Here is a 22,510-nt window from a genome sequence, read left to right as displayed (position 1 = left end):
GCCATTTAAGGCATTACCAGGGTCTGGCGGCTCCCGTGAGCGCGCTTGTCCGGCGAAGATACGGAAAAATGGTCGGCCGGCGGGATTGTTTGGCCGTAAGTAGCCAGACTTTCGGACGGGGGTACGGTACCATGGCGCCGGAGCGCGGGTTTTAGGCGGCCCGTCGGGATGGGATGCGATCTACCCAACGAAATCCAGTAAGTGACCGACACTTTCGACGGGGGCAGGCGGAACACCGATGTATACCGTAACAATTCGCAACTGCAATGCATCCATAACGTTATCTTACCAACAAAACTCGGTTATGTCCATCGCACTCATTGTTATATTAGTCCTCGCCCTCCTAATTATAACCGGTAGCTTCTTCACCGTACGCCAGCAGAGTGCCGCCATCCTGGAGCGCCTCGGTCGCTTTCAGTCCATCCGCGGATCCGGCCTGCATTTTAAGCTGCCTTTCGTAGACCGAGTGGCGGGCAAGGTCAGTTTGAAAGTTCAACAGCTGGACGTTAACGTAGAAACGAAAACCAAGGACAACGTCTTCGTGAAGCTGAAGGTCGGCGTGCAATTCGCCGTGGGCCCCGAGAGCGTATACGACGCCTTCTACAAACTCGATAATCCCTACGAGCAGATCAATTCCTACATCTTCGACGTCGTACGGGCCGAAGTGCCGAAAATGAAGCTCGATGATGTCTTCGAACGGAAGGACGACATTGCCAACGCCATCAAGCTGGAGCTCCAGGATGCCATGAACAGCTACGGCTACAACATCGTCCGCGCGCTCGTCACCGACATCGATCCCGACGCTACGGTCAAAGTGGCGATGAACCGGATCAATGCCGCCGAGCGTGAAAAACTGGCGGCCGAGTACGAGGGCGAGGCCGACCGCATCCGGATCGTTGCCAAGGCCCGCGCCGAAGCCGAATCCAAGCGCCTCCAGGGTCAGGGTATCGCCGATCAGCGCCGCGAGATCGCCAAGGGCCTCGAAGAATCCGTCGACATCCTTAATAGCGTAGGCATCAACAGCCAGGAAGCTTCGGCCCTCATCGTCGTCACCCAGCACTACGATACGCTGCAGAGCATGGGCGAGAACGTGAACTCTAACCTGATCATGCTCCCCAACGCCCCCACCGCCGGGTCGGATATGCTCGCCAACATGACCGCCAGCTTTATGGCCAGCCAGAAGATGGGCGAAGACATGAAAGAGCAGAGCGACAAGCTAAAAGCCGAGAAGAAGCGCAAGAAGATCGAGTTGGAACGATAGTTGAAGGTTTTAATCACCGGTCCGGAATCATCCGGTAAATCTTCGCTCTCCCGGTCACTCGCCTGGTGCCTCGACGGTATTTTCGTAGCCGAGCAGGCGCGCGAATACCTGCACGGCCTTGACCGGGAATACACTTTCCCCGATCTCGCCGCTATATGGTCGGCCCAGCTGAATACCGAAACCCAGGCTGAGCGGTCCGGTGCTTCCACCTTGATCTGCGATACCGGCCCGGAGGTGATTTACATCTGGTCGCTGGTCAAATTCGGCCGGGTAGCGCCGGCGGTGGAAGACGCCATGCGTTCACGTTGCTACGATCTCACGCTTCTCTGTACCCCCGATCTCCCCTGGGAAGCCGATGCACTTCGGGAAGCGCCCGATGCCAATGACCGCTGGGCGCTATTCGAACGGTACCGGACGCTACTCCCGCATGCCATCATCATCCGGGGCGATGACCGGATACGTCAAGCATTGCAGGCAGTAAGCGGGATTAGGTAATACCTTAGCGGCATGGGTAGATACCTTTTACTGGCCCTGGTTGCGCTGGTCCTGTTGTGCCACCACCTATACTTTTTTTACGGGCATTTTGGCGCCGATGATATGACGTACGCCAAGATGGCGTATCACCTTTACCGGGGGGAAATGGACTTTACCCATCCGTTTACTTTTCGCATCGTCCCCATTTTTTTTATCGGACTCAGTTATCAGCTGTTCGGCGTAAACGATCTGGCCTCCGCCCTGCCCGCGATGCTCTGCTCTCTCGGTGTGGTCGTCCTGCTCGTATTCAAACTCCGCAGGGAATCGCTATGGATGGCTCTCTTTGCCGTATCCGGCTATTTTGGGATGCGTTGGAATTTCTTTTATTCCGACAAGCTCATGGCCGATGTCTACGTGAGTCTGGCCGCATTCGGGGCCTGGGTAGTTTACCTTGAACACCGAAAATCAGCGGCAAGGGGCTACCGAGCAGCCATCCTGGCCGCCGCCCTGCTGTTCATCGCTTTTAACGCGAAGGGATCGATTATCTTGCTGGCACCGCTGTTCGTCGGGTATATGGTGGTTGACTTTGCCCGAAAAAAACTTCCTTCGTTCTGGGTCTCCTTCCTCGCCACTTCCGCTGCGCTATTAGGCCTTTATTTACTCGGAAGCCAACTCCTGTTTGGCTCCGCCCTGACGCGGTTTGAAGTGATCGAGCAGCACCGCTACCTGAACCCGTGCTCCTACGATCAACTGCCACTGTCGTACTTAATCGATCGGCTCACCTTGGAATATTGGGCCTTGCTAGTGGACAGTGGTTTTGTCATTCACGGCGTGATCTCCCTTACGACCTTACTGGTCGTGACGCTGCGGGGAAAGGTCCACGGCGACACGCTGCTGTATCCTCTGACTTCAGTGCTGTGCCTACTATCGATCAACTTCATGACCATCAGTTTCGATTCCTACAATCCGGTTTGCCGGGATCCCCGGCATATCATCATGTTCGCACCCATTCTGAGCGTATGCAGCGCGTACTGTATCGCAACGATCTGTGCGAGCTTCAGCATCGCAACCGACGCGCTTTGGTTTCGCCTCCTCGTTGGGGCAGCGTGTATTTTGTTGCTGTATCCGAGTTACAAATTGGCCGAATACAGCCAGACGCTGCGGTACCCCGAGGTCCGCGATCGGCTAACATCCACCCTGACCCGGCTGGAGGGCCCCGCGGTAGTCTACGGATCCCGGGTTACGAAGACCCTCAGCGAATACGTACTCGGGTTTGAGGAAGAAGCTCGGGGTTTGCGCTTTGTGGATTATTTGGAGTTGCCCCGGTGTGAAGATGTCGGCTCCGACACTGCCCGCATGGTGGTCCACACCTGGTATACCGATTGGCACGCCGAGGTTGAAAGAAGCGAAATTGACTCGGCAATACTCCAGCGCGGATGGAGCCGCTCTCCCCATCCGCTGACGACCGACCAAATGAGCATCGACTACATCCGATGTGCCGCGGAAGCATACGACGCGGACTAAAGCGCCGGCTTGTCCAGCCGAGCCAGTATATCCTCCAAAAACCGCCGGTGATTCGCCAATCGCGGCACCTTGTGCTGACCGCCCAACTTCCCCTTATCCCGTAGCCAGCCGCGGAAGAACCCCGTTGGCAGCACGGTTAGTTCGTGGCGGGTAATGGCGAAATCGTTCGACCGTTTAGCGGCGTAGTTGTTGTTGCGGTTGCGGAGGGCCTCGTCCAGCACACGATTAAAGCGGTCGAGATCCGTCGGTGGCCGTTCAAATTCCACCAGCCAATGGTGGCGCCCTTTTCTTCCGACCTCGATGTACTCCGGTGCCACGGTAAAGTCCCTTACGATGGCGCGCACCGTTTCGCAGGCCTCCATGAGGGCGCCCTCGGCCTCCGACCGGAGCAAGTCCTCCCCGAAGGCGTTGATGAATTCCTGGGTGCGACCGAGGATCCGGATGCGGTAGGGATCCGTCTCCGTAAATTCAATCAGGTCCCCCATCGGATAGCGGTACAGTCCGGCCACCGTGGAAATCAGCATTACGTAAGTGGTATCCGTCCGTACGCCCGCCAGATTCACCGCCTCAAGGTCGCCACGCTGGTAAGCTTCCCAAGGGATAAATTCGTAGTAGACCCCGGCGGTCAGGAGCAGGAGCATCGTGCGGAGATCGTCCCGGTCCTGCACGGCGAAGAATCCTTCCGTGGCATTATAAATCTCCTGGAATATGAATCCTGGCCGGGGAAAAAGCCGCTCGAACTGGGCGCGGTACGGCTCGAAATTTACGCCACCGTGCTTGAAGGCCGCTGCCCCCGGCCATACGTCCAGCATGTTGTCTCCGCCGTGGATCTCCAGTATGCGTCGGTAAAGCGGCAGGTTCCACGTCGGCACTCCGCCGAGGATGGTAATCCCGGGCTCGCGGGCGGCCAACTGGGCGATCTTTTCAATCTTGTCCTCGTAACTCGGGGCCGTAGCCAGCTCGATATCGGGGATGTAGAACGGCCGCATGATGCGCGGGATGCTCTTGATGATGATGGCGCTGATGTCCGCCTTCGGTAACCCGGAAGCATGGTGAATCCCCTGGAACGCCCCACCGATCAGTAAATTCTTGTGGCTGAATACCTGGACGGATTCGTCTTTATCGTACAGTATCGCCAGGCTTAGCCAGCTTCCCTTCAGGTGAATGTCCCGTACGGCCGACTGGGGCACCGGCAGGTACTTCACAGATCCGGTAGTGCCGCTGGTCGTGGCAATCCAGGCAGCCGGGTCGGCGGTGAGGGTGTCGAGTTCGCCGCCCAATACCCGTTCGATGTAGGGAGCATGATCGTCGTAGTTCCGCACGGGAACCCGCTGGGAGTAGGAGCCGAGATCCTGTAGGATGCGGTCGAAGTGATGATCCTTCCCAAAGGGGGTAGCTTGGTTCGCTTGCAGCAATCCCTGCAGGGTTCGTTGCTGCAGCACTAAGGGTTCGTCGAAGTGCGCACGAATCTCTTTCCGGTACCTGCCGAGGTAGGTTTTAAAAATGGAATTGACGACACGGAGCATGACCTAAAGAATTTCCAATAACTCCCGCTTGCTTTCCAGGGACCGTTGGATGTGGGGCAGGCGTTTCCGGGTGTGTTCGTAGCCGACGTCGTGCAAATCCGACAGCCGGTTGAGGTTAAAGATATGATAATCGTTGAGCGTGCTGGGCTCGAGGACTACATCACATAATTCAGCGGAAGGCAGGGTGTTCGCCATAATGCTCAGATCGAAACACCGCCACACGATGCCGATCACCGTCTTGACATCCGCCGCTTTCAGATTTTCGTAGGGCATAAGGTTACTGCCGATGATAAAATCCGCCTGGTTCAGCAGGGGCCGGACCGGCATATTCTCGATCACCCCGCCGTCCACGTACTGGGCCCCGTCGATCACCACCGGGCGAAACAAAAAGGGGATCCCACAGCTCGCCGCCACCAGTTCGTGGAGGGGTCCCCGGTCGTGGCATTCCAGCTGTCCGGTGTTGAGGTTCGTTACGCCGACGTAGAAGGGGTACTTCAGTCCGTCGAAACTATTATCGGGGATGACCGTAGCCAGCCGTTCCTGCAGGTAGTAGCTACTGGTCAGCCCCGTCAACGGCACCCCCAGTTTGTAAAATCGAAACAGCGACGACCGCAGCGCGAAATCCATCATATCGTCCGGCGATACCCCCGCGCAGTACAGGGCGCCGACCAGGGCCCCCGCGCTTACGCCCACCACTTTCGTAGGTACGATGCCGGCTTCGAGTAGGGCCCGCAGTGCTCCGATGTGCGCCGCTCCCCGCGCTCCGCCGCCCGAAAGCGTTATGCCGATTGTTAGCTTGCTCATGCATTCATACAGACACCCCGGGAGCACCCCCGGTTCAGCCACCAACCTTTGCCGAAAGGTCGCGTTGCAGTGGATATGGAAAATCTCAGTAACAAGACCGCCTACGTCACTGGCGGCAGCAAAGGAATCGGCTACGGTATTGCCGAAAAATTAATGGCTAACGGCGTAAACGTGGTGATCACCAGCCGCAGTGAGGATTCGGCCAACCGAGCAGCAACCAAGCTCAACGGCCTCGGACATCCCGGAAAGTGTACCGGCGTGAAAGCTGACGTCCGCAACCTCACCAGTCAGCAACAGGCCGTAGAAAAAGCCAAACAGGCATACGGAAGCCTCGATATCGTGGTGGCCAACGCCGGAGTAGGCCACTTCGCCCCCATCCAGGAAATGAGCCCGGAGCAGTGGAACGAAACCATCGACATCAATCTCACCGGCACGTTCAATACCATAAAGGCCTCCGTCGACGAGCTCATTGCCACGAAGGGCTATTTCTTCACCATCGCGAGCCTCGCGGGAACCAACTTCTTCGCCGGCGGAGCCGCCTACAACGCCAGTAAATTCGGTGTCGTAGGCTTCACCCAGGCCGTTATGCTCGATGTCCGGAAACAGGAAGTGAAGTGCACGACCATTATGCCCGGCTCGGTGGCCACCCACTTCAACGGCAACGAACCCGACGACAGTGACGCCTGGAAAATCCAGATCGAAGACCTCGGCCAGCTCGTCGTGGACCTGCTGAAAATGCCCGCACGTACCTTGCCCAGTAAGGTGGAGGTTCGCCCCGCAGTGCCTAAATCGTAGCGCTTCGCGCTCCGGTTAGTTCGTTATGCTTTTACTCGGCTTCGCCGGTTAGTGCAGGTGTACTCGCGTACCCCACGCTCACCGACGAAGCCATTTTTTTTCATCCACAAGCGATGCAGAAAAGTCTCTGAATTTACGCGGCCTTGGACTTGCGAAAACGAACAGCGACCAAAGGGAGCCACTACCCGACTAACAGCGACCAAAGGGAGCCACTACCCGACTAACAGCGACCAAAGGGAGCCACTACCCGACTAACAGCGACCAAAGGGAGCCACTACCTTACTACAGCGACCAAAGAAAGCCACTACCTTACTACAGCGACCAAAGGAAGCTACTACCCGACTACAGCGACCAAAGGGAGCTACTACCCGACTAACAGCGACCAAAGGGAGCTACTACCCGACTAACAGCGACCAAAGGAAGCCACTACCCGACTACAGCGACCAAAGGGAGCCACTACCCGACTACAGCGACCAAAGGGAGCTACTATCCCCTAATCGTTCCCGCTTTCGGAAGAATCCTCCCCGGTCCCGATATGCTCACTCGGATCCACGGCCTGGGTTTGCCGAACGACCTTATCGATACGCGTAGCAAGTACCTGGTGATCATAGGCGGAATTCCGGCTAAGCACGTTGGACATCAGCGCCACCAAATAACGGGCCCCGTCAGGTTGCTCTACGATGGCGATGGAGTTCATGTAGTTCATGCGGTTACCCTTGTATTTGCCGCAGCTCGTACCCGGCTTACATCCGTAGAGGCTTCCGGACTTAAAGTAAACGGCGGCGGAGTCCAGCACCGGGGCGTGGGCGTAGCGGATCCGGCGGTCGGTCATGTAGAGCAGCCGCTTCAGTTCCAGACTGGAGGGGGCATCCACTACCCTACCCGACTCCAGGGCGGTCAGCCACTGCATGAGGCCGCGGACGGTACCTAGGCTCCCCCCCTTAGGAGGAACGATGCCGCTAGCCCCGCGGGTGAACATCGTACCCAGGCGCCAGGCGTCGCCGTCGATGCCCATGTCGCGCAGCGGGCCGTTGACAATATCCTCGCCGATGTCGCGCAGGGTGGTTCGGTCGGTGGTCCGGAAGTAGTCCATCATCTCATCGTAAGTGAGTTCCGGGTAATCCGCTCCGAATACCCGCATGAGCAGGGCTTCCCGCCAGACGATGCTGGCCGCGCCGTTATTGCTGACGGAAAGCATATGGTCCACCCACTGGTAGAGGTTGAAGCGGTCGTTCTCATCGACACGTTTGCGGGCGTAGTTTTCGGTTTCCGGATTGAAAAGCGGGATGGTGTGGTGGTCGTAGACGCCGAAAGGACCCGCCTGCACGACTTTTTCCTCCATCAGATCCCATCGCTTCTGGATGCTGTCGGGATAGAGGTTCTGGAGCTCGCAGAAAAAAGCGGTGGCCACGGCGAGCTTTCCCACGCTGCCGGGCTGGTAGCCGGCGGTGGGGTTGCGTTCGGCGTAGCGGTAGGGTTTTCCGGGAGTCATATCGAAGACCGCCACGGAATAGGACGGGTGCATATTCGGAAAGATCTGCTCGATCTCTTCCTGCAGAGAGGCGTCCACCTCGGGTAGTTCGAAGACCGGATCGGCCATCAGGTTCAGGCGGATGTACTCCAGGCTGTGTCGGCTACCGTAGGGCAGCGTGCGCACCAGGCGGGTGCTATCCATCCGTTGCAGGCGCAGCAGCCGTTCGATACCGGTATCGGCGTAGCCCTCGATGGGATAGGAACCAGCCGGTTGCCAGGGAAAGACAACGGCGACGAGTACGGCCAGAAAAAAAGAAAGTCGGAAAGGGCTACATTTCATAAGAAGCAGAGGTATGCAAAACTTCTAAACTAAATCGCCTGCCCGTTTCATTTGTTTCATTCGGGCGCCGGGGCGCGGGTGCCGTGGCTCTCCGGACGGGTCAAACCGGCCACTAAATTACTTCCGGTTCAACCATTTAGCCGCTACCGCGATTTGTAAGCAGAAGCCTTACCTTCACACGCTAAAATCAAGCAATATGCCCGCTACGGAAACCCGTACCAACAACTATAAAGTTAAAGACATCAGCCTCGCCGACTGGGGCCGCAAGGAAATTCGCCTGGCGGAAGCCGAAATGCCCGGACTTATCGCCCTGCGCGAAGAGTACGGACCAAGCAAGCCGCTGGCCGGTGCCCGTATCGCGGGATGCCTTCACATGACCATCCAGACCGCCGTCCTCATCGAGACCCTCGTAGAACTTGGCGCCGAAGTCACCTGGTCGAGCTGCAACATCTTCTCCACCCAGGATCATGCCGCCGCCGCCATCGCGGAAGCCGGCATCCCCGTTTTCGCCTGGAAAGGAATGAACGAGGAGGAGTTCGACTGGGCCATCGAGCAGACGCTGCGGGCCTTTTCCGACGGACAGCCCCTCAACATGATCCTCGACGACGGTGGTGACCTCACTAACATGGTGCTGGATCGCTTCCCGGAGCTGGTCGGTGAAATTCGCGGGTTGTCCGAAGAAACCACCACGGGCGTACACCGCCTCTACGAGCGGATGAAGAAGGGCACCCTCCCGATGCCCGCCATCAACGTCAACGACTCGGTTACCAAGTCGAAATTCGACAACAAGTACGGCTGCAAGGAATCGGCCGTGGACGCCATCCGCCGCGCTACCGACGTCATGATGGCCGGTAAGGTCGCCATCGTTGCCGGCTACGGCGACGTAGGTAAGGGTACCGCCGCCAGCCTCCGGGGTGCCGGCGCCCGCGTGATCGTCACCGAAATCGATCCGATCTGCGCCCTGCAGGCCGCCATGGACGGCTACGAGGTGAAGAAAATGGACAACATTGTTCCCCGCGCCGACATCATCGTCACCGCAACGGGCAACTTCAACATCCTGAGCGAGCGCCACTTCCGCGCCATGAAGGACAAGACCATCGTCTGCAACATCGGCCACTTCGACAACGAGATCGACATGGCGTGGCTGAACAAGAACTACGGCCACACGAAGGATAACATCAAGCCCCAGGTCGACCTCTACAACATCGACGGCAACGACGTGATCATCCTCGCCGAAGGCCGTCTGGTCAACCTCGGCTGTGGTACCGGTCACCCCAGCTTCGTGATGTCCAACAGCTTCACCAACCAGGTCCTCGCCCAGATCGAACTCTGGAAGAACAGTGGTGACTACGAAAACAAGGTGTACATGCTACCCAAGCATCTGGACGAGCAAGTAGCCCGCCTGCACCTCGAGAAAATCGGCGTCGAACTGGAAGACCTCACCGCCGAACAGGCCGAGTACATCGGCGTGGAGCAGGAGGGGCCGTTTAAGCCTGAGCATTACCGGTATTAGTCTTTTAGTCTTTTAGTCGGCTTCGCCGGGTAGTAGTCTTTTAGTCTTTTAGTCGGCTTCGCCGGGTAGTAGTCTTTTAGTTCTTTAGTCTTTTAGTCGGCTTCGCCGGATAGTTCTTTAGTAAGCCCCGGGTACCGTGACGGTATTCGGGGCTTGCCATTTGGGTGAGGAGGGAAAACGGCGGAGACTCTGATATGCCGGGAATTCCGCAACCCTTACCGTACGACCGGGTTGAATGAGAAACTCCCCCCATGAGCAAACCTAACGAAGGCGCCACGCCGCCTACCTGGAAATTGATGCTGGTTAAGTGGCTTGGGCTCTTCCCCCCCTTGCTTGCCGTGGCGTATGCACTCCAGTGGCTCGGAGTGGAGCCGCTTTGGTGGAAGTTGATTCTGGAAACGGCCGTACTGGTTCCCTTGCTGAACTACGTGATCGCGCCTTTGGTCGACGGTCTCTTTTCGGAGTGGTTGTACGCGGGGATCGACGAGGAGCAGCAGAAAAAGGGCATCCATATCGGTAGCTGATCCGCCCCTTATTTCGTTTGTCTTTCCTTAAAAACCAATTGGAGGTTTTCGGCCTTCGCCTTATCCACGAAAAACTGCCGGAATGCATTGTACTCGTCCGCCGGTAACTCAACGGGCTCTAGCCGGAGCGTCCGTGTCCAGACGATTTCGTTTCCTACCAGTTTGATTTTAGCCTGATACTCCCCTACGGGGTGGGTGTACACCAGCGGATCGGTAAAGAGTCCGGTTTCGATTTCCAGATTTTCCGGGAAGGTTATCCGGATGGTATCGACGAAGTAGCGGGCATCCGAGTATACCAACGGTAGCTGACGGTCGGTCATTTGATCGGGCACCCAGTCAATCGGGAAGGGATTGACAGCGACGAACTTGCGGCTGCCCATCTTGCGGACGCGGTTGCGCAGCGAGGTAGTATACGCCATCTCTACCTCGGGCCTCGCTTCCGATACCTCATAGGTGTAGGCACTTCCGGTGACATCCGGCAAATAGTTATGCTGATGCAGCCAGTCCAACTGATCCTGTCGATTGCCGATGTAGGCGCCGAGCTGACGGAACGTTTCCTGGGCCGCGCCGAAGTAGGTAGCCCGGTAATCGAAGGACATTTCGTTCGCTTCCGTAATCGCTAGCCGGGTGGAACGTACGTGCCCGTGATCGCCCGGCCGTAGGGATGGCGTGCGGGCCAACTGGCCACCGTCGGGGGTGATCCAGAGGACGTTGCGGTCTTCCTTATCGTCGGAAAGATAGCCGGTGGGCTCATCGGTGCTGGTACACTCCAGGTACATATCCTCGGAGGGAACGTACAGAACCATGTGGTTGAAAAGGGAAATCGCGAAGTCCTCCGGAACGTCCAGGTAGGGGCGGTCGGACCGGTGGATCAGTACGGGAAAAGAGGGGATGCCCACCTCCCGTAGCATGGCGCCCATATAATTGCTCAGGGCCTTGCAGTCACCGTAGCGATTTTCATCAACGTAGCTGGCACTGAACGGTTGCCACCCTCCGATGCCGAGTTGGATGCTGACGTAGCGGCATCGTTTTTGCATAAACCGGTAGAGCCGGTCAATCGTATCCCGGCGGGTGGTAGCGGGCTCGACGGTTTCGTGTACCTCGGCGACGAGTCGGGGGGGAAGCTCGTCCAGCCCATCCATGATCCGGTAGATGAACCCACCGAAGGTATTCCAGTTACGGAAACTGCCCCGGTAGTCGTCGATCTGGAAATCATTCAGTCCAATTAAAACATGCGGGAGCGTTTCCCATTCGGACGGACAAAGGGGCTCCGACACTTCGGCGGTGCGATTTCGGATCTCCCAACGGTAGGTCTTCACCTTACCATCGGAAGTCATTTCCGGCTCCCCTACCCCGTCCCCGCGGTATAGCATCTCGTTTTCCAGGGGGATTTTGGCCACAAAAGTGGATGCGATCAGGGATTGATTTCGCGCCACGGGAACCCAGTTGGGGAAGTTCATCATCGCGAAATCGGACAGCTTTTTTTCCACCGTTACCGTAATCGTAGCGGGGTAGCTCACTACGGGCACGGTAACGTGTTTGACCCAGGAATCATCGTGGAAGTTGTCACTATTCATCCGTTCGTCGGTGATATCCCGTTTAGCCGCGGTAAAGAACGCTCGTCCGAACGCGTCCGTAGCGGCAACCTCGAAAGTGGTAATTTTCGTGTCGCCATCGTAGCGCTCACCGATTAGGTGTTCGCGATCGTGCTTACCGTTCAGGAGGGTAATGACCTTGCGGTAGCGGACCGTTGCCGTACGGGGGGAAGTGACCTCGTATTCCAGGTCGTAAGACTGGATGACGGAGTGGGCACTTTCCCGCAGGCTGTCGGGAATAGCCAATAGTGCAATCGCATCCGATTGGGCGTTCACCTGCGCTCCGGCGCAAAAAAGGAACAACGGGATAAAGAAAAGCAATCTCATTTAGCCGTTTTTTTCAGTACCAGCGGGGTTTCCTGCAATTCGATTACCCGCCGGAACATGTCCCGCAAGGCACCATACTCTTTGGCGAGGTAAAGCGTTCGGGCCATCTGCACGGTGAAGGAAATGGTCACCGTGCCGGGTACGCCCTGCTGCACGGAATAAACGGCGCCCATGCTGCCATCTTCGGTTTTAAGACGAAGGGAAGAAGGAACCTCTTCCAGGTCGTAGCCTTCGGGCAGGTGGATGGTGGCGATGTAGCGCTGCTCCCACGGATAGGGAAAATCGATGGGCAGGAACCGCTCCTCGGCATCGGCCAATTCGCCGTCGAGCATGGGTAGCAGTACCGGCTGTAGATACAGGTAGTCGTTCATGGCCTGGCCGGCGGGAACGATCAGTTCGGCCTGGAAGTCGAGTTGTTCCGGACGGCCAATTTGTTGGTCGGTTACTTCGAAAGAGGTCACCTGGGTTTCCGGTAGGTGGGCGACGAGTTCCCGCACCACCGGCGCGGCTTCCGGCGCCGTTTCCTCCGCCAGGCGGCTACGCCCCGAGAAGGCGTAATAATTATCCAGCCGCCCCTTGAGCTTAGTCTGTGAACGGCCGTCCGGTGCCACGTGCATTTCCACCATCGTCACTTGCCGGGAAGAAGGCACCTCGATGTCGATCCAGCGGGGGTTGTCCTTGTCTCCCACCCAGGCCCGGTGGTTTAGCGCATCCTCCCGGGGAAGACCGGGCGGGCGGTTCGGATCGTTGGCATCCAAAAGTAGGGGCAACCCGTCTACCTCGGTGTACACCATGAGGTGGTTGAATTGATCGAGCAGCGGGTACTGTTCGATGGGAGCACCGGTATTGCGGAGCGAAACCAACAGCGGATGGGCCTCGATACCGGCTTCGTTCAGCAGGCTCAGCAGCATGATGTTGAGGTCGGCGCTGTTGCCGATTCGGGTGTCGAATATCTGGTTGGGCGAGCCGGTGGCCAGGAAAAAGTAGTCTCCGTTCCAGTTAATATTTTTGGTCACGAAGCGGTAGGCGGCGGTGATCTTTTCCCGGTCGGTCGGCAGCGCGGTCATTTCTTGCTCGACTGCCTTCCAGACCTTGCCGTAGTTGATCTTGTTGCGATAGTACCGGCCGAAGTCCTGGCGCTCCTGCAACTCCTTCACGGTCTCCTCCCAATCACCGAAGACCGTCTGCTTTCCACCGGTCGGGTAAGTAATGTTCTGGAGCTGCAACTGAATTTTGGGGATATAATCGGAGGCATTGTTGCTGTACGGCTGGGAGCGGAAAGCCGGAAGATCCCGCATGGCCCAGACTACATCGGCGTGCTCGATTTTCTGCTGGCTGGAACTGTAAGCCCCCGAACTCATCCGCGGCCCCCAGGCGCGTTTGGTGAACTTGCTTTGCTTCACGTCGAGATCGGCGGTACCGAGGGTGACGTAACCGTAGTAAGGGGGGATCATGGCATCGTACTGTGCCCACCGCACGGGGATATCCTGCTGGAATTCGAAGGGCGTGGGGATGAGGATACTCCGTCTTTTGTGGGTGTAGCGGTATTCGATGATTACGCCCTCGGTGACCTGCGGAAAGGTGAATTTGATCTTCTCGCGCGTCCCCCCGTCGTTTTCATGGATGATGGCTTCCGGGCGCACCGGCAGCGTTCCCCCCGTAGGAAAGTGGATAAAGGCCTCCACTTCATCGATTTCCTCGTATTCCCGGTCGAAAGCCAGCACCACGTCGGCCCGGGAAAAGGAAGCGGGGCGTAACAACTTGATGCGTTTATGGTGTTTCTCGATCAACCCCGCCCCGTCGATGTCGCTATAGCTGAAGTCCAGCGTGAGCCGGTTGTACAATACGTAGGCTTCCGCGGCGGTGTCGTTGGCTGCGATAGTGAGTTGGCGGTCCGCATCCGAGACCATGCCAAATCGTATATCGGGGATATCCTGAGCGGACAGGGTAATGGAAACCAGGAATACGAACACTAGGGTCAGGTGAGGCATAAAAAGTGTATTGGATCGTCGGTTTGACGTAGCCGGCCAATAAAGATACTGGGTGGTTGAGCGCGCTTTAGTTAAAGTTTAGACCACCGAAGGCGCTGGGTTTCCGTCGGTGAAGGGGGGTCCGAATCACTTTGCTTTTTTCAGGATAATGGGGGCTTCCTGCAGCTCGATAATCTGCCGGTACATGGTGCGCAGTGTGGGGTAGGCAGCTGCGGGATAGACGGTTTGATCGAGATTGATTGCAAACCGGACCGCAATGGAATTATCGGGATGAAGCGTGGCGGTGTAGGTCGCTTCCATACCGCGATCTTCGGAAACCAACTTGATATTTTGGGGCATCTCCTCGACCACGTAGCCTTCGGGTAGCTGAATCGTGGAGATGAATTGCTTCTTCCAGGGATGGGCGAAGTCGACCGGGTAGACCCGGGTTTCGACGTCATCGAGCTCCTGATCCAGCAACCGTAGCAGAATCGGCTGCACGTACAGATATTCATCGGTAGAAACGGCAATGGGTACCGTCATCTTGAAGGAGCAGTCGAGCTTGTCGTTCACCGGTTCGGCGGGATCGATGAGGTGATCCAGCACCTTGGCCTCTGGAAATACGGAAATGATGTCCGCCGCAATCGGCTGGCCGGATAGCTCGGTGGCGGTGCGGGATTGTTCCCTCCCTTCGAAGGCGAAGTAGCTACTCAATCGGGTCTTGACCTCGGCTTCGGCCTGTCCGTCGGCCGTGACTTGGACCTTGGCCACTACGATTTGCTGGGCGGGTGGCATCTCCAGGGCGATCCACTGGGGCGCACCCGGGCGCGCGATCCAGGCTCGGTGATTGAGGGCCTGTACCCGCGGGACTCCCGGCGGACGGCTGCCGCCGTTGGCGTCGAGAATGTAGGGGTGGCCGTCGACCTCGGTGTAGACCATCATGTGATCGAACTGATCGATGATGGGATATACTTCAATGTGATTGCCCCCATCCCGTAGCGATACCAGCATCGGGTAGGCATCGACGCCCGCCCGCCGCAGCAGGGCGAGTAAGCTGAGGTTCAGATCGGCGCTGTTACCGGTGCCGCTTTTAAGTATGTTATCCGGCACGTCGGTTCCGGTAAATCCATAATTCCGGTTCCAGCGGAGGCGCTGACAAATGAAATAGTAGGCGCGATCGATCTTCTCTTTATCCGTTTTGCCCGCCAGAACGATGGCTTCCGCTTCCTCCCAAAGCGTATTCGAAGCGCCCGAAGCCGAATAACACTTACCGAAGGTGGGATGCTCGTCCAATTCCTTGGCGGTAGCGAACCAGTCACCCAGCACGTACTCAATGGGCTGGTTAGGGTATTCCACGGATCGCAGCTGCAGCTTGACGCAGGGTAGGTAGTCCGACGCATTATTGGTGTACGGTTGGATATCATACGGGGGGATGTCCTCCATGACGTAACGCATACGGAGGTGGGGCGTGCGGGTGTCTGCAGTCGCTGACGCCTGGTGTGACCTCGGTCCGAATTGGTTCAAGGTCGTTTCGCTCTCGCTGACCGTAAACGCGCCGTGGGTTCCCAGGCTGATGTAGTTAAAGTATTCCGGGATCATGGCGGTAAACTCGGCGTAGGCTACCGGTACGTCTTCCTGAAAGACGAAGGGGGTTGGAACCAAGATGTTGTCGTACTCCAGGGTATACTCATACTCAATGATCGCGCCGGGTGTCACCTTCGGAAACGTGAACTTGACGACCCGCCACTGGTCGTTGAGATCTTCCCGGATAATCTGGGAACCACCAATCTTCTCCCGCTCGCCGTTCGGCAGGTGAATAATGGCTCGCAGACCGACAATATCCGAGCTACGCTGATGAAAACGGATCGCCACATCCGCCCGACCGAAGCTGGACGGTTTGAACAACTTGGTGCGTTTATGATGCTTCTCCTGGATAACCGTTCCCTTTTCTTGCGAATAATTAAAGGAAAGATCCTGTTGGTGGTACAGCACGTAGGCCTCGGCGGTGGAATCCGTCGGAGCGGTTTGAATCGCTAGTTCCTCGTCGGAGACCTTACCGAATTTGATCTTGCCCCACTTTTGCGCGGACAAGGAGCCGGAGGCGGCAAGAGCTACTAGTAGCCCGACGATAATCGTTCTCATGGGTAGGTGGGTGAGTGAAACCGAATACACGCAGCTCGCAAAAACGAACTGCCGAAATAACATCAGTACCAACCGAACTTACGCCTCATTTATTGGGTTTTCACTCTCTTCACCCAAGATTATCCGTTAAATGAAGTTTGGCCAGGTTCCCGATCCGGAACGGATAGATTACCAATTACCCGTGGAACCGCTCGCCAATGCCGCCCGGCTGGACCGCTACGAATTGGGAAGTGGCGCCGGTAAACCCCAGGTCTACATCGGTGCCACCGGCTGGGGCATGAAGGAATGGGTGGGAAAATGGTATCCCGAGAACGCCAAGGCCGGCGATTTCCTCCGGCACTACGGAGAACAGTTCAACACCATCGAGTTGAACACCACGCATTACCGCATTCCAGATGCGGCGACTATCGACCGATGGTACGAGAGCGTACCCGCGGATTTCCGCTTTTGCCCGAAGGTGCCCCAGTTCATCAGTCACAGCCGTGACCTCGGGGCGGGCGGTGACGGACTACAGCGATTCGTGGCCGCGCTGGACGGGTTGCGGGAAAAAATGGGTTGTGCTTTCGTGCAACTGCCCCCCCACTTCGGAGCGGACCGCCTCCCCCTGCTCGGCCGCTATCTGGAACGATGGCCGAGGGTGCTTCCCCTGGCGGTGGAAGTCCGTCACGAGAGTTGGTTTGCCGACCCCTTCGCCACCGAATCGCTTATGGACACCCTGGCTGCCAATCGGGTGGCCGCCGTGATCACCGACGTAGCCGGGCGGCGGGACGTGCTGCACGGTTACGTGACCGCTCCGCACACCATGATTCGCTTCGTCGGAAACGGGCTGATCGACAGCGACTATACCCGGCTGACGGAATGGGCGGATAAGCTGCAAAAGTGGAATCTGCCGGAAAACTATATCTTTCCCCATCAGCCCGACAACGTACTGGCTCCGGATATTGCCGCCTGGTTTGCGGAACGTTTGCAAACGATGAATTTTGCAGACACCCGCGGACCCCAGGCGCTACAGGGCCCCGAGCAGCTACGTTTCTTTTAGATCAACCGCTTTCACAGTTATGAAAAACGATTACCCGGTAATTCCCCGCGATATAAGCTGGCTTTCCTTCAACCACCGGGTACTGCAGGAAGCCAAGGACGAGAGCCTCCCGCTCTTCGAGCGCCTCAAGTTCCTGGCTATCTATAGCTCTAACCTCGACGAATTCTTCCGGGTACGTATGGCGAACCACCGCAACCTGCTGCGGGTCAATAAGAAAACCAAACGGGAGCTCGACATCAGCCCGAAGCAGACCGTCCGGACCATCCAGCGGATCGTCAACCGGCAGCAGGAGGAATTCAGCCGGATTTTCGAAAAGAAGCTGATCCCCCAATTAGCCAAGCACGGGATTCACCTGAAACGCCGCCTCGATATGACGGAGGAAGACCAGGAATTCGTCCAGAGCTACTTCCGGGAATACATGCTCCCCTACGTACAGCCGGTACTGCTGATCAAGGACATGGTGCGGCCGTTCCTCAACAATGCGCAGTTGTACCTCTCTATCCTGATGAAGGACAAAATCAAGGGAAAGACGGCCTACGCGATCGTAAAGATTCCCAGCGATCACCTGCCCCGCTTTATTGAGCTGCCGGGAACCGACGAGGAGCGGAACATCATTATGCTGGACGACATCGTCCGCCACTCCGTCAGTTGGATGTTCCCGGGTTACGAGATCGAAGATACCTACAGCATCAAGCTCACCCGGGACGCGGAACTGTACATCGACGACGAATTCTCCGGCGACTTGCTGGCCAAGATCAAGACGAGCCTCAACCGCCGCCACGTCGGCCCGGCCAGCCGCTTCGTTTACGATCGTACCATGCCGGATCAGCTCCGGGAATATTTGGAGGATACCTTCGAACTGGAGCGCTACGATATTCTGGCCGAGGGCCGGTACCACAACAACTTCGACTTCTTCTCCTTCCCCACCTTCGGGATGAATAAGCTGCAGTACACCCCGCAGCCGCCGCTTCCCTACCCCGCCCTGGAGGAAGCCGAAGACTTCTGGCAGGCGGTGCAGGATTCCGATCACCTGCTGCACTACCCGTACCACAGCTACGAATCGGTAGTCCGGTTCTTCGAGCGGGCCGCGGAAGACCCCGCCGTCAGTCACATAAAGATCGTCCAGTACCGGGTGGCCCGAAAGTCCCGCATTATGCAGGCGCTCATGCGCGCCGTCGCCCTGGGGAAACAGGTCAGCGTATTTATCGAGGTAAAGGCCCGTTTCGACGAGGAGGCCAACCTGCGCTGGGGCGAAAAGCTCGAGGAAGCGGGCGTCCACGTACACTATAGTTTTCCGGGAGTGAAGGTCCATTCCAAGCTTGCACTGGTACGTCGGGTCGAAAACGGTAAAGAACGGATTTACAATTATTTATCTACCGGCAACTTCCACGAGGATACCGCTAAGATCTATAGCGACTTCGGTATCTTCACGGCTGACGATCGGCTGACCAGCGAGGTGTCCCGCATCTTCAGTTTCCTGGAAAACGTCATGATCCCCGACGAGCCCTTTAAGCACCTGATGGTCGGTCAATTCAACCTGCGCAGCGGACTGGAGGGGCTGATCGAATACGAGATCGCCGAAGCGGAAGCCGGGCGCCCCGCCGCGATGACGCTCAAGATGAACAGCCTTCAGGACAAAGCCATGATCGAGCTCCTTTACCAGGCCAGCCAGGCCGGCGTGATGGTCAACCTGATCGTTCGCGGGATCTGCTGCCTGGTACCGGGCCGAAAGGGGTACAGCGAGAACATCCACGGGGTTAGCATCGTGGACCGCTATCTGGAGCACGCGCGGGTATTCCACTTCCACCATTCCGGTGAGGAACTGCTGTATTTGTCCTCGGCCGATTTCATGACCCGCAACCTCAGTCACCGGGTCGAAACCACCTTCCCCATTTACGACGAGGAGATCAAGGATAAAATCCTGGAGATCATCGACATCCAGCTCGCCGACAATGTCAAGTCCAGGCTACTGAGCGATCAACAGGGCAATACCTACTACCGGGGCGGGAGCGATCTGTCGATCCGCAGCCAGGAAGAAACGTATCACCTGATCAAGCGCACGCTCGTGGCCGAAAAGATGGAGCTGGAGGAATGATCCTCAGTTTCGCAGGTGGATGGTGCCGGATTTTTCCTTCAGGCTCTTTCCCGGTCGCTCCCGAAATACGGAAATGATCTCCGCTACTACGCAGGCCCCGATTTCCTCGGGGGTTTCGGCGCCGATATCGAGGCCGATGGGCGTGTAAAGGTTCGGGAAATCCAGTAGCTGGATTCCGCACTCCGCCCGCAGTTCGTCGTCCATCCGCTTCGCTCGTTTATTGGGGCCGAGTAGTCCGAGATAGGGCGGGTTTTGGGGCAGGAACAACCGCACCATTTCCTTGTCCCGTTCCAGATCATGCGACATACACGCCACGGCCGTATACCGATCCACGCGCAGTTCGCTGGCCTCGGCGTAGTCGTACAGTCGATCGGCCGCTTGCGCCATGGCTTTGGAAAATTTTCGGCGGAGACCGACCACGCTGCACCGCCAGCCTAATTGTCGCGCGGCGGTGGCCATTGGCGGTATGTCGTAGTTGTCGCCGACGATGATGAGGTGCAGTTCGGGGCGAATCAGCTCGTAGAGGCGGTGCCAAGTTCGGCCTCGGGCATCGCGTTCCACCATCACCGTGCTGCGGTCGAGCGGGAGGTCGACACGGTAGCGGGGTACCTCCATCAGCTCACCGGTCAGGGCTTCTCCGTCCGGCACCGCTACCAGCTGGGATAACAAGCGCGGCTCGCGGGTATGCACCACGGAGCGTAGCACCTCCACCTGATTGTGGGGGTCCGTAAAATCCAAGGGTACGAAATGGACCTCAATGCGCCCGTTGCACCCCAGCCCGATGCCGATTTCCCGATCCTCACCGTCGAGGGTATCGTAGACTTGTCGCGACGGGCTTCCCCGGTGGATGGCTTTCTGCGCCCGCCGCAGCGCATCTCCCTCCAGGCAGCCCCCGCTGATGCCACCGGTGTAGCGACCGTCCGCCCCGACGATCAGGCGGGCACCGATGCGCCGGTAGCTGGAGCCCTCGATCGAGACGACGGTGGCCAGGGCACAGGGCGTACCCGAATCCCGCAGGCTATCGTATAACTCAATGACGTTCCTGATTTCCTTCATAGCGTTGGTAATCTTCGGGGGTGTCGATATCGAACAGGTCAACGTCGGGTTGGATCAATGTTACGGGTGCTTCGCCACCGTTCAGGAGTTGCCCCGCTCCTGCGTCCCCGCCCAAATTCTGCAGCACGTCGAAATAATGCGCCGGAAAGACGGCCGGTACCCCGGCGCGACCGGAATAAGCAGCGGCCACGATGGATGCTTCGCGTTCCGAACGGCGGAGTAATCCGGCCAGAAACGTTGCCGTAACCGATGGCTGGTCGGCCAACATAATCAATAAACGGGACGGGCGCCGGCGCGCGGGTGCCAAGATCTCCCGAACACCCGCGGCAATGGAACTACCTAAACCTTCTTCGTAGCCCGAATTATGTACAACATTGACGCTGAGCGCTTTAAGCTCCCCTATTACCTTCCCTTTATGCGCACCGACAACCACGAAAACCTCGGCATCCGGTACCCGAAGGGCGGTGTCGGCGGCGTGGCGTACGAGCGTTGTCCCCCGCCACGGAAGCAATTGCTTGGCCGTACCCATGCGGGTAGCGGAACCGGCAGCTAGCAGCAGGATGGCCGTTTTCATATTAGCGGCGAATGACAATCTCCAGCACCGGGGCAGCCCCTGCTACGGTATCCGAAAAGGGTGCGTTCAGCAAATAGTAGTAAGGGGCCTGGTAGGCGTACGTATGGTCGGGGCGGTCACCGGCCGTAAGCGTCAGGCTTCCGAGCCGCTCGATCAGGTCACCGTAGGTGACGCCCACGCGAATACCACTGTTGGTGACGACGTCGGGGGAAGTGACGTGAATGGACTGGATTGTGTCCTGGTTGGCCTGGATTTGAATCGTTCCGAGGGTATCTTTTCGCTTTCCGATCAACGGCAAGGTCCGGTTCCGATCGTCCGATTGAACGGGGAGGGTGGATACATTGTCTTTTACCGCAGGTGGCAGCAGCATGCCCGGGGCGAGATCCAGAAAGGTACCGTTGTCGATCTCGTAGGGGTCGTCGGCATCCACATCGTAGATTGCGGTGTTCCCCGCATTGGGGTGATCGACCGGCCGGGTTTCCGGCGTAGTGGGCGGCCCGTCCGAACAGGTCAGGAAAAAAACCGGAATAAATAACAATCTGTACATAGCTCAATCTTACCCCGCCGGTACTACCGGTGAAATGAAAAATTTGTTGACATTCTGAAACCCGGAGATTCCATGACCCGAAAATACCGCTCCTTAATTGGTGATTCCTTTCTCATTGTGCTCGGCGTCGGTTGTGCCGCGTTCGGACTGGAGGGATTGTTGTTACCCAACAATTTCATCGATGGTGGCGTAACGGGCATTTGTTTGTTGGTGCGGCAGATTACGGGCATCCCGCTGTCCGTGCTTTTGCTCGTCATCAACTTCCCGTTCCTCTACCTGGCCGACCAGGTAATCGGGCGCAAGTTCGCCATCAAAACGGCTGCCTCCATCCTGCTGCTCGCCCTTTGCATCGCATTCATCCACTTTCCGGAGCTGACGGAGGATAAGCTGCTGGTCGCGGTGTTCGGCGGTTTCTTTATCGGCACCGGCATCGGACTCTCCATGCGGGGGGGCAGCGTACTGGACGGCACGGAGGTACTGGCCATTTTCCTGAGCCGTAAGCTGGGCGTCAAGGTCAGCGACTGGGTAATCATGATCAACGTGGTCATCTTCTGTACGGCCGCCTTACTGCTCTCCGTTGAGCAGGCCCTCTATAGCGTACTGACGTACTTCGTCGCCTCCAAGGCCCTCGACTTCATCGTGGACGGCGTGGAGGAATACACGGGGGTGTTCGTCATAAGTGCGGATAACGAACGGATACGGGATGCGCTGATCACCCGGGTGGGTTGTGGCGTGACCCAACTGCACGGCCAGGGTGGCTTCGGTCCATCGCCGGCCGTTCCCAACCAGCGGGTGCTGTACGTGGTCATCACCCGCCTGGAGATTCATAAGCTGCTCAAGGTGGTGCACGGCATCGACGAAAACGCCTTCGTGACGATGAACAGCATCAACGACGTGCATGGGGGAATGGTGAAGCGCCGGAAAATCTAGT

At 57.6% G+C, this 22,510-nt stretch carries 18 protein-coding genes; 9 read left to right on the top strand and 9 right to left on the bottom strand.

Annotated elements, in window-relative coordinates; translation table 11 throughout:
• Window positions 1-304: 304 nt before the first annotated feature.
• Genes CLV84_RS15645 through CLV84_RS15635 form a run of 3 tightly spaced genes read left to right on the top strand, consistent with a single transcriptional unit; the run spans window position 305 to window position 3,259 of the window.
• Window positions 305-1,261 carry an SPFH domain-containing protein gene (locus CLV84_RS15645; protein WP_104420704.1) on the top strand — a complete coding sequence of 319 codons (957 nt, stop codon included), beginning with the start codon at window positions 305-307 and terminating at the stop codon, window positions 1,259-1,261.
• Entirely contained in the window at window positions 1,262-1,756 is a 495-nt protein-coding gene (locus CLV84_RS15640; protein ID WP_104420703.1) for an AAA family ATPase, read from the top strand. It begins immediately after the preceding gene.
• A 12-nt stretch (window positions 1,757-1,768) separates the two neighbouring features.
• Window positions 1,769-3,259 carry a glycosyltransferase family 39 protein gene (locus CLV84_RS15635; protein WP_104420702.1) on the top strand — a complete coding sequence of 497 codons (1,491 nt, stop codon included), beginning with the start codon at window positions 1,769-1,771 and terminating at the stop codon, window positions 3,257-3,259.
• Here the strand turns inward: CLV84_RS15635 and CLV84_RS15630 are convergent.
• Window positions 3,256-4,785, bottom strand: a complete 1,530-nt coding sequence (locus CLV84_RS15630) for a GH3 family domain-containing protein (RefSeq protein WP_104420701.1) — start codon at window positions 4,783-4,785, stop codon at window positions 3,256-3,258. The two genes, CLV84_RS15635 and CLV84_RS15630, sit on opposite strands and share 4 nt — an antisense overlap.
• Window positions 4,786-4,788: 3 nt before the next feature.
• Entirely contained in the window at window positions 4,789-5,589 is an 801-nt protein-coding gene (locus CLV84_RS15625) for a patatin-like phospholipase family protein (protein ID WP_104420700.1), read from the bottom strand.
• 75 nt (window positions 5,590-5,664) lie between these two features.
• Here CLV84_RS15625 and CLV84_RS15620 point away from each other — a divergent pair, with 75 nt between their 5' ends.
• Window positions 5,665-6,384 carry an SDR family oxidoreductase gene (locus CLV84_RS15620; RefSeq protein WP_104420699.1) on the top strand — a complete coding sequence of 240 codons (720 nt, stop codon included), beginning with the start codon at window positions 5,665-5,667 and terminating at the stop codon, window positions 6,382-6,384.
• A gap of 493 nt (window positions 6,385-6,877) precedes the next feature.
• Here CLV84_RS15620 and CLV84_RS15615 read toward each other — a convergent pair whose 3' ends face one another.
• Complete coding sequence (locus tag CLV84_RS15615; protein ID WP_104420698.1) at window positions 6,878-8,197, bottom strand: serine hydrolase; 1,320 nt, start codon at window positions 8,195-8,197, stop codon at window positions 6,878-6,880.
• 196 nt (window positions 8,198-8,393) lie between these two features.
• Here CLV84_RS15615 and ahcY point away from each other — a divergent pair, with 196 nt between their 5' ends.
• Window positions 8,394-9,710, top strand: coding sequence for an adenosylhomocysteinase (gene ahcY / locus CLV84_RS15610; protein ID WP_104420697.1), 1,317 nt, complete (start codon window positions 8,394-8,396; stop codon window positions 9,708-9,710).
• A gap of 251 nt (window positions 9,711-9,961) precedes the next feature.
• Entirely contained in the window at window positions 9,962-10,234 is a 273-nt protein-coding gene (locus CLV84_RS15605; RefSeq protein WP_104420696.1) for a hypothetical protein, read from the top strand.
• A gap of 8 nt (window positions 10,235-10,242) precedes the next feature.
• On the opposite strand, the gene CLV84_RS15600 is transcribed toward CLV84_RS15605, so the two are convergent.
• The 3 genes from CLV84_RS15600 to CLV84_RS15590 form a co-directional block, all read right to left on the bottom strand.
• Window positions 10,243-12,156, bottom strand: a complete 1,914-nt coding sequence (locus CLV84_RS15600) for a transglutaminase-like domain-containing protein (RefSeq protein ID WP_104420695.1) — start codon at window positions 12,154-12,156, stop codon at window positions 10,243-10,245.
• Entirely contained in the window at window positions 12,153-14,147 is a 1,995-nt protein-coding gene (locus CLV84_RS15595) for a DUF3857 domain-containing protein (RefSeq protein WP_104420694.1), read from the bottom strand. The genes CLV84_RS15600 and CLV84_RS15595 overlap by 4 nt, the downstream gene beginning before the upstream one ends.
• A 126-nt stretch (window positions 14,148-14,273) precedes the next feature.
• Window positions 14,274-16,268 carry a DUF3857 domain-containing protein gene (locus tag CLV84_RS15590; protein WP_170067728.1) on the bottom strand — a complete coding sequence of 665 codons (1,995 nt, stop codon included), beginning with the start codon at window positions 16,266-16,268 and terminating at the stop codon, window positions 14,274-14,276.
• A 130-nt stretch (window positions 16,269-16,398) separates the two neighbouring features.
• On the opposite strand from CLV84_RS15590, the gene CLV84_RS15585 reads away from it, so the two are divergent.
• The gene (locus CLV84_RS15585) at window positions 16,399-17,307 is read left to right on the top strand and encodes a DUF72 domain-containing protein (RefSeq protein ID WP_104420692.1); all 909 of its coding nucleotides are present in this window, start codon (window positions 16,399-16,401) and stop codon (window positions 17,305-17,307) included.
• 19 nt (window positions 17,308-17,326) lie between these two features.
• The gene (gene ppk1, locus CLV84_RS15580) at window positions 17,327-19,402 is read left to right on the top strand and encodes a polyphosphate kinase 1 (RefSeq protein WP_104420691.1); all 2,076 of its coding nucleotides are present in this window, start codon (window positions 17,327-17,329) and stop codon (window positions 19,400-19,402) included.
• 3 nt (window positions 19,403-19,405) lie between these two features.
• Here ppk1 and CLV84_RS15575 read toward each other — a convergent pair whose 3' ends face one another.
• The 3 genes from CLV84_RS15575 to CLV84_RS15565 are packed head-to-tail and all read right to left on the bottom strand — an operon-like array spanning window position 19,406 to window position 21,579.
• Window positions 19,406-20,458 carry an XdhC family protein gene (locus tag CLV84_RS15575; protein WP_104420690.1) on the bottom strand — a complete coding sequence of 351 codons (1,053 nt, stop codon included), beginning with the start codon at window positions 20,456-20,458 and terminating at the stop codon, window positions 19,406-19,408.
• The gene (locus CLV84_RS15570) at window positions 20,433-21,032 is read right to left on the bottom strand and encodes a nucleotidyltransferase family protein (protein WP_104420689.1); all 600 of its coding nucleotides are present in this window, start codon (window positions 21,030-21,032) and stop codon (window positions 20,433-20,435) included. Before CLV84_RS15570 ends, CLV84_RS15575 begins: the two co-directional genes overlap by 26 nt.
• Before the next feature lies 1 nt (window position 21,033).
• Complete coding sequence (locus CLV84_RS15565; RefSeq protein WP_104420688.1) at window positions 21,034-21,579, bottom strand: hypothetical protein; 546 nt, start codon at window positions 21,577-21,579, stop codon at window positions 21,034-21,036.
• Window positions 21,580-21,651: 72 nt separating this feature from the next.
• Here CLV84_RS15565 and CLV84_RS15560 point away from each other — a divergent pair, with 72 nt between their 5' ends.
• Window positions 21,652-22,509 carry a YitT family protein gene (locus CLV84_RS15560; RefSeq protein WP_104420687.1) on the top strand — a complete coding sequence of 286 codons (858 nt, stop codon included), beginning with the start codon at window positions 21,652-21,654 and terminating at the stop codon, window positions 22,507-22,509.
• Window position 22,510 lies beyond the last annotated feature (1 nt).

Origin of the sequence: Neolewinella xylanilytica (assembly GCF_002934605.1) — a bacterium.
In the GTDB taxonomy this organism is placed as follows: domain Bacteria; phylum Bacteroidota; class Bacteroidia; order Chitinophagales; family Saprospiraceae; genus Neolewinella; species Neolewinella xylanilytica.
The sequence above is the reverse complement of the archived record's forward strand: the minus strand, read 5'-3'. Positions and strand labels throughout refer to the sequence as shown.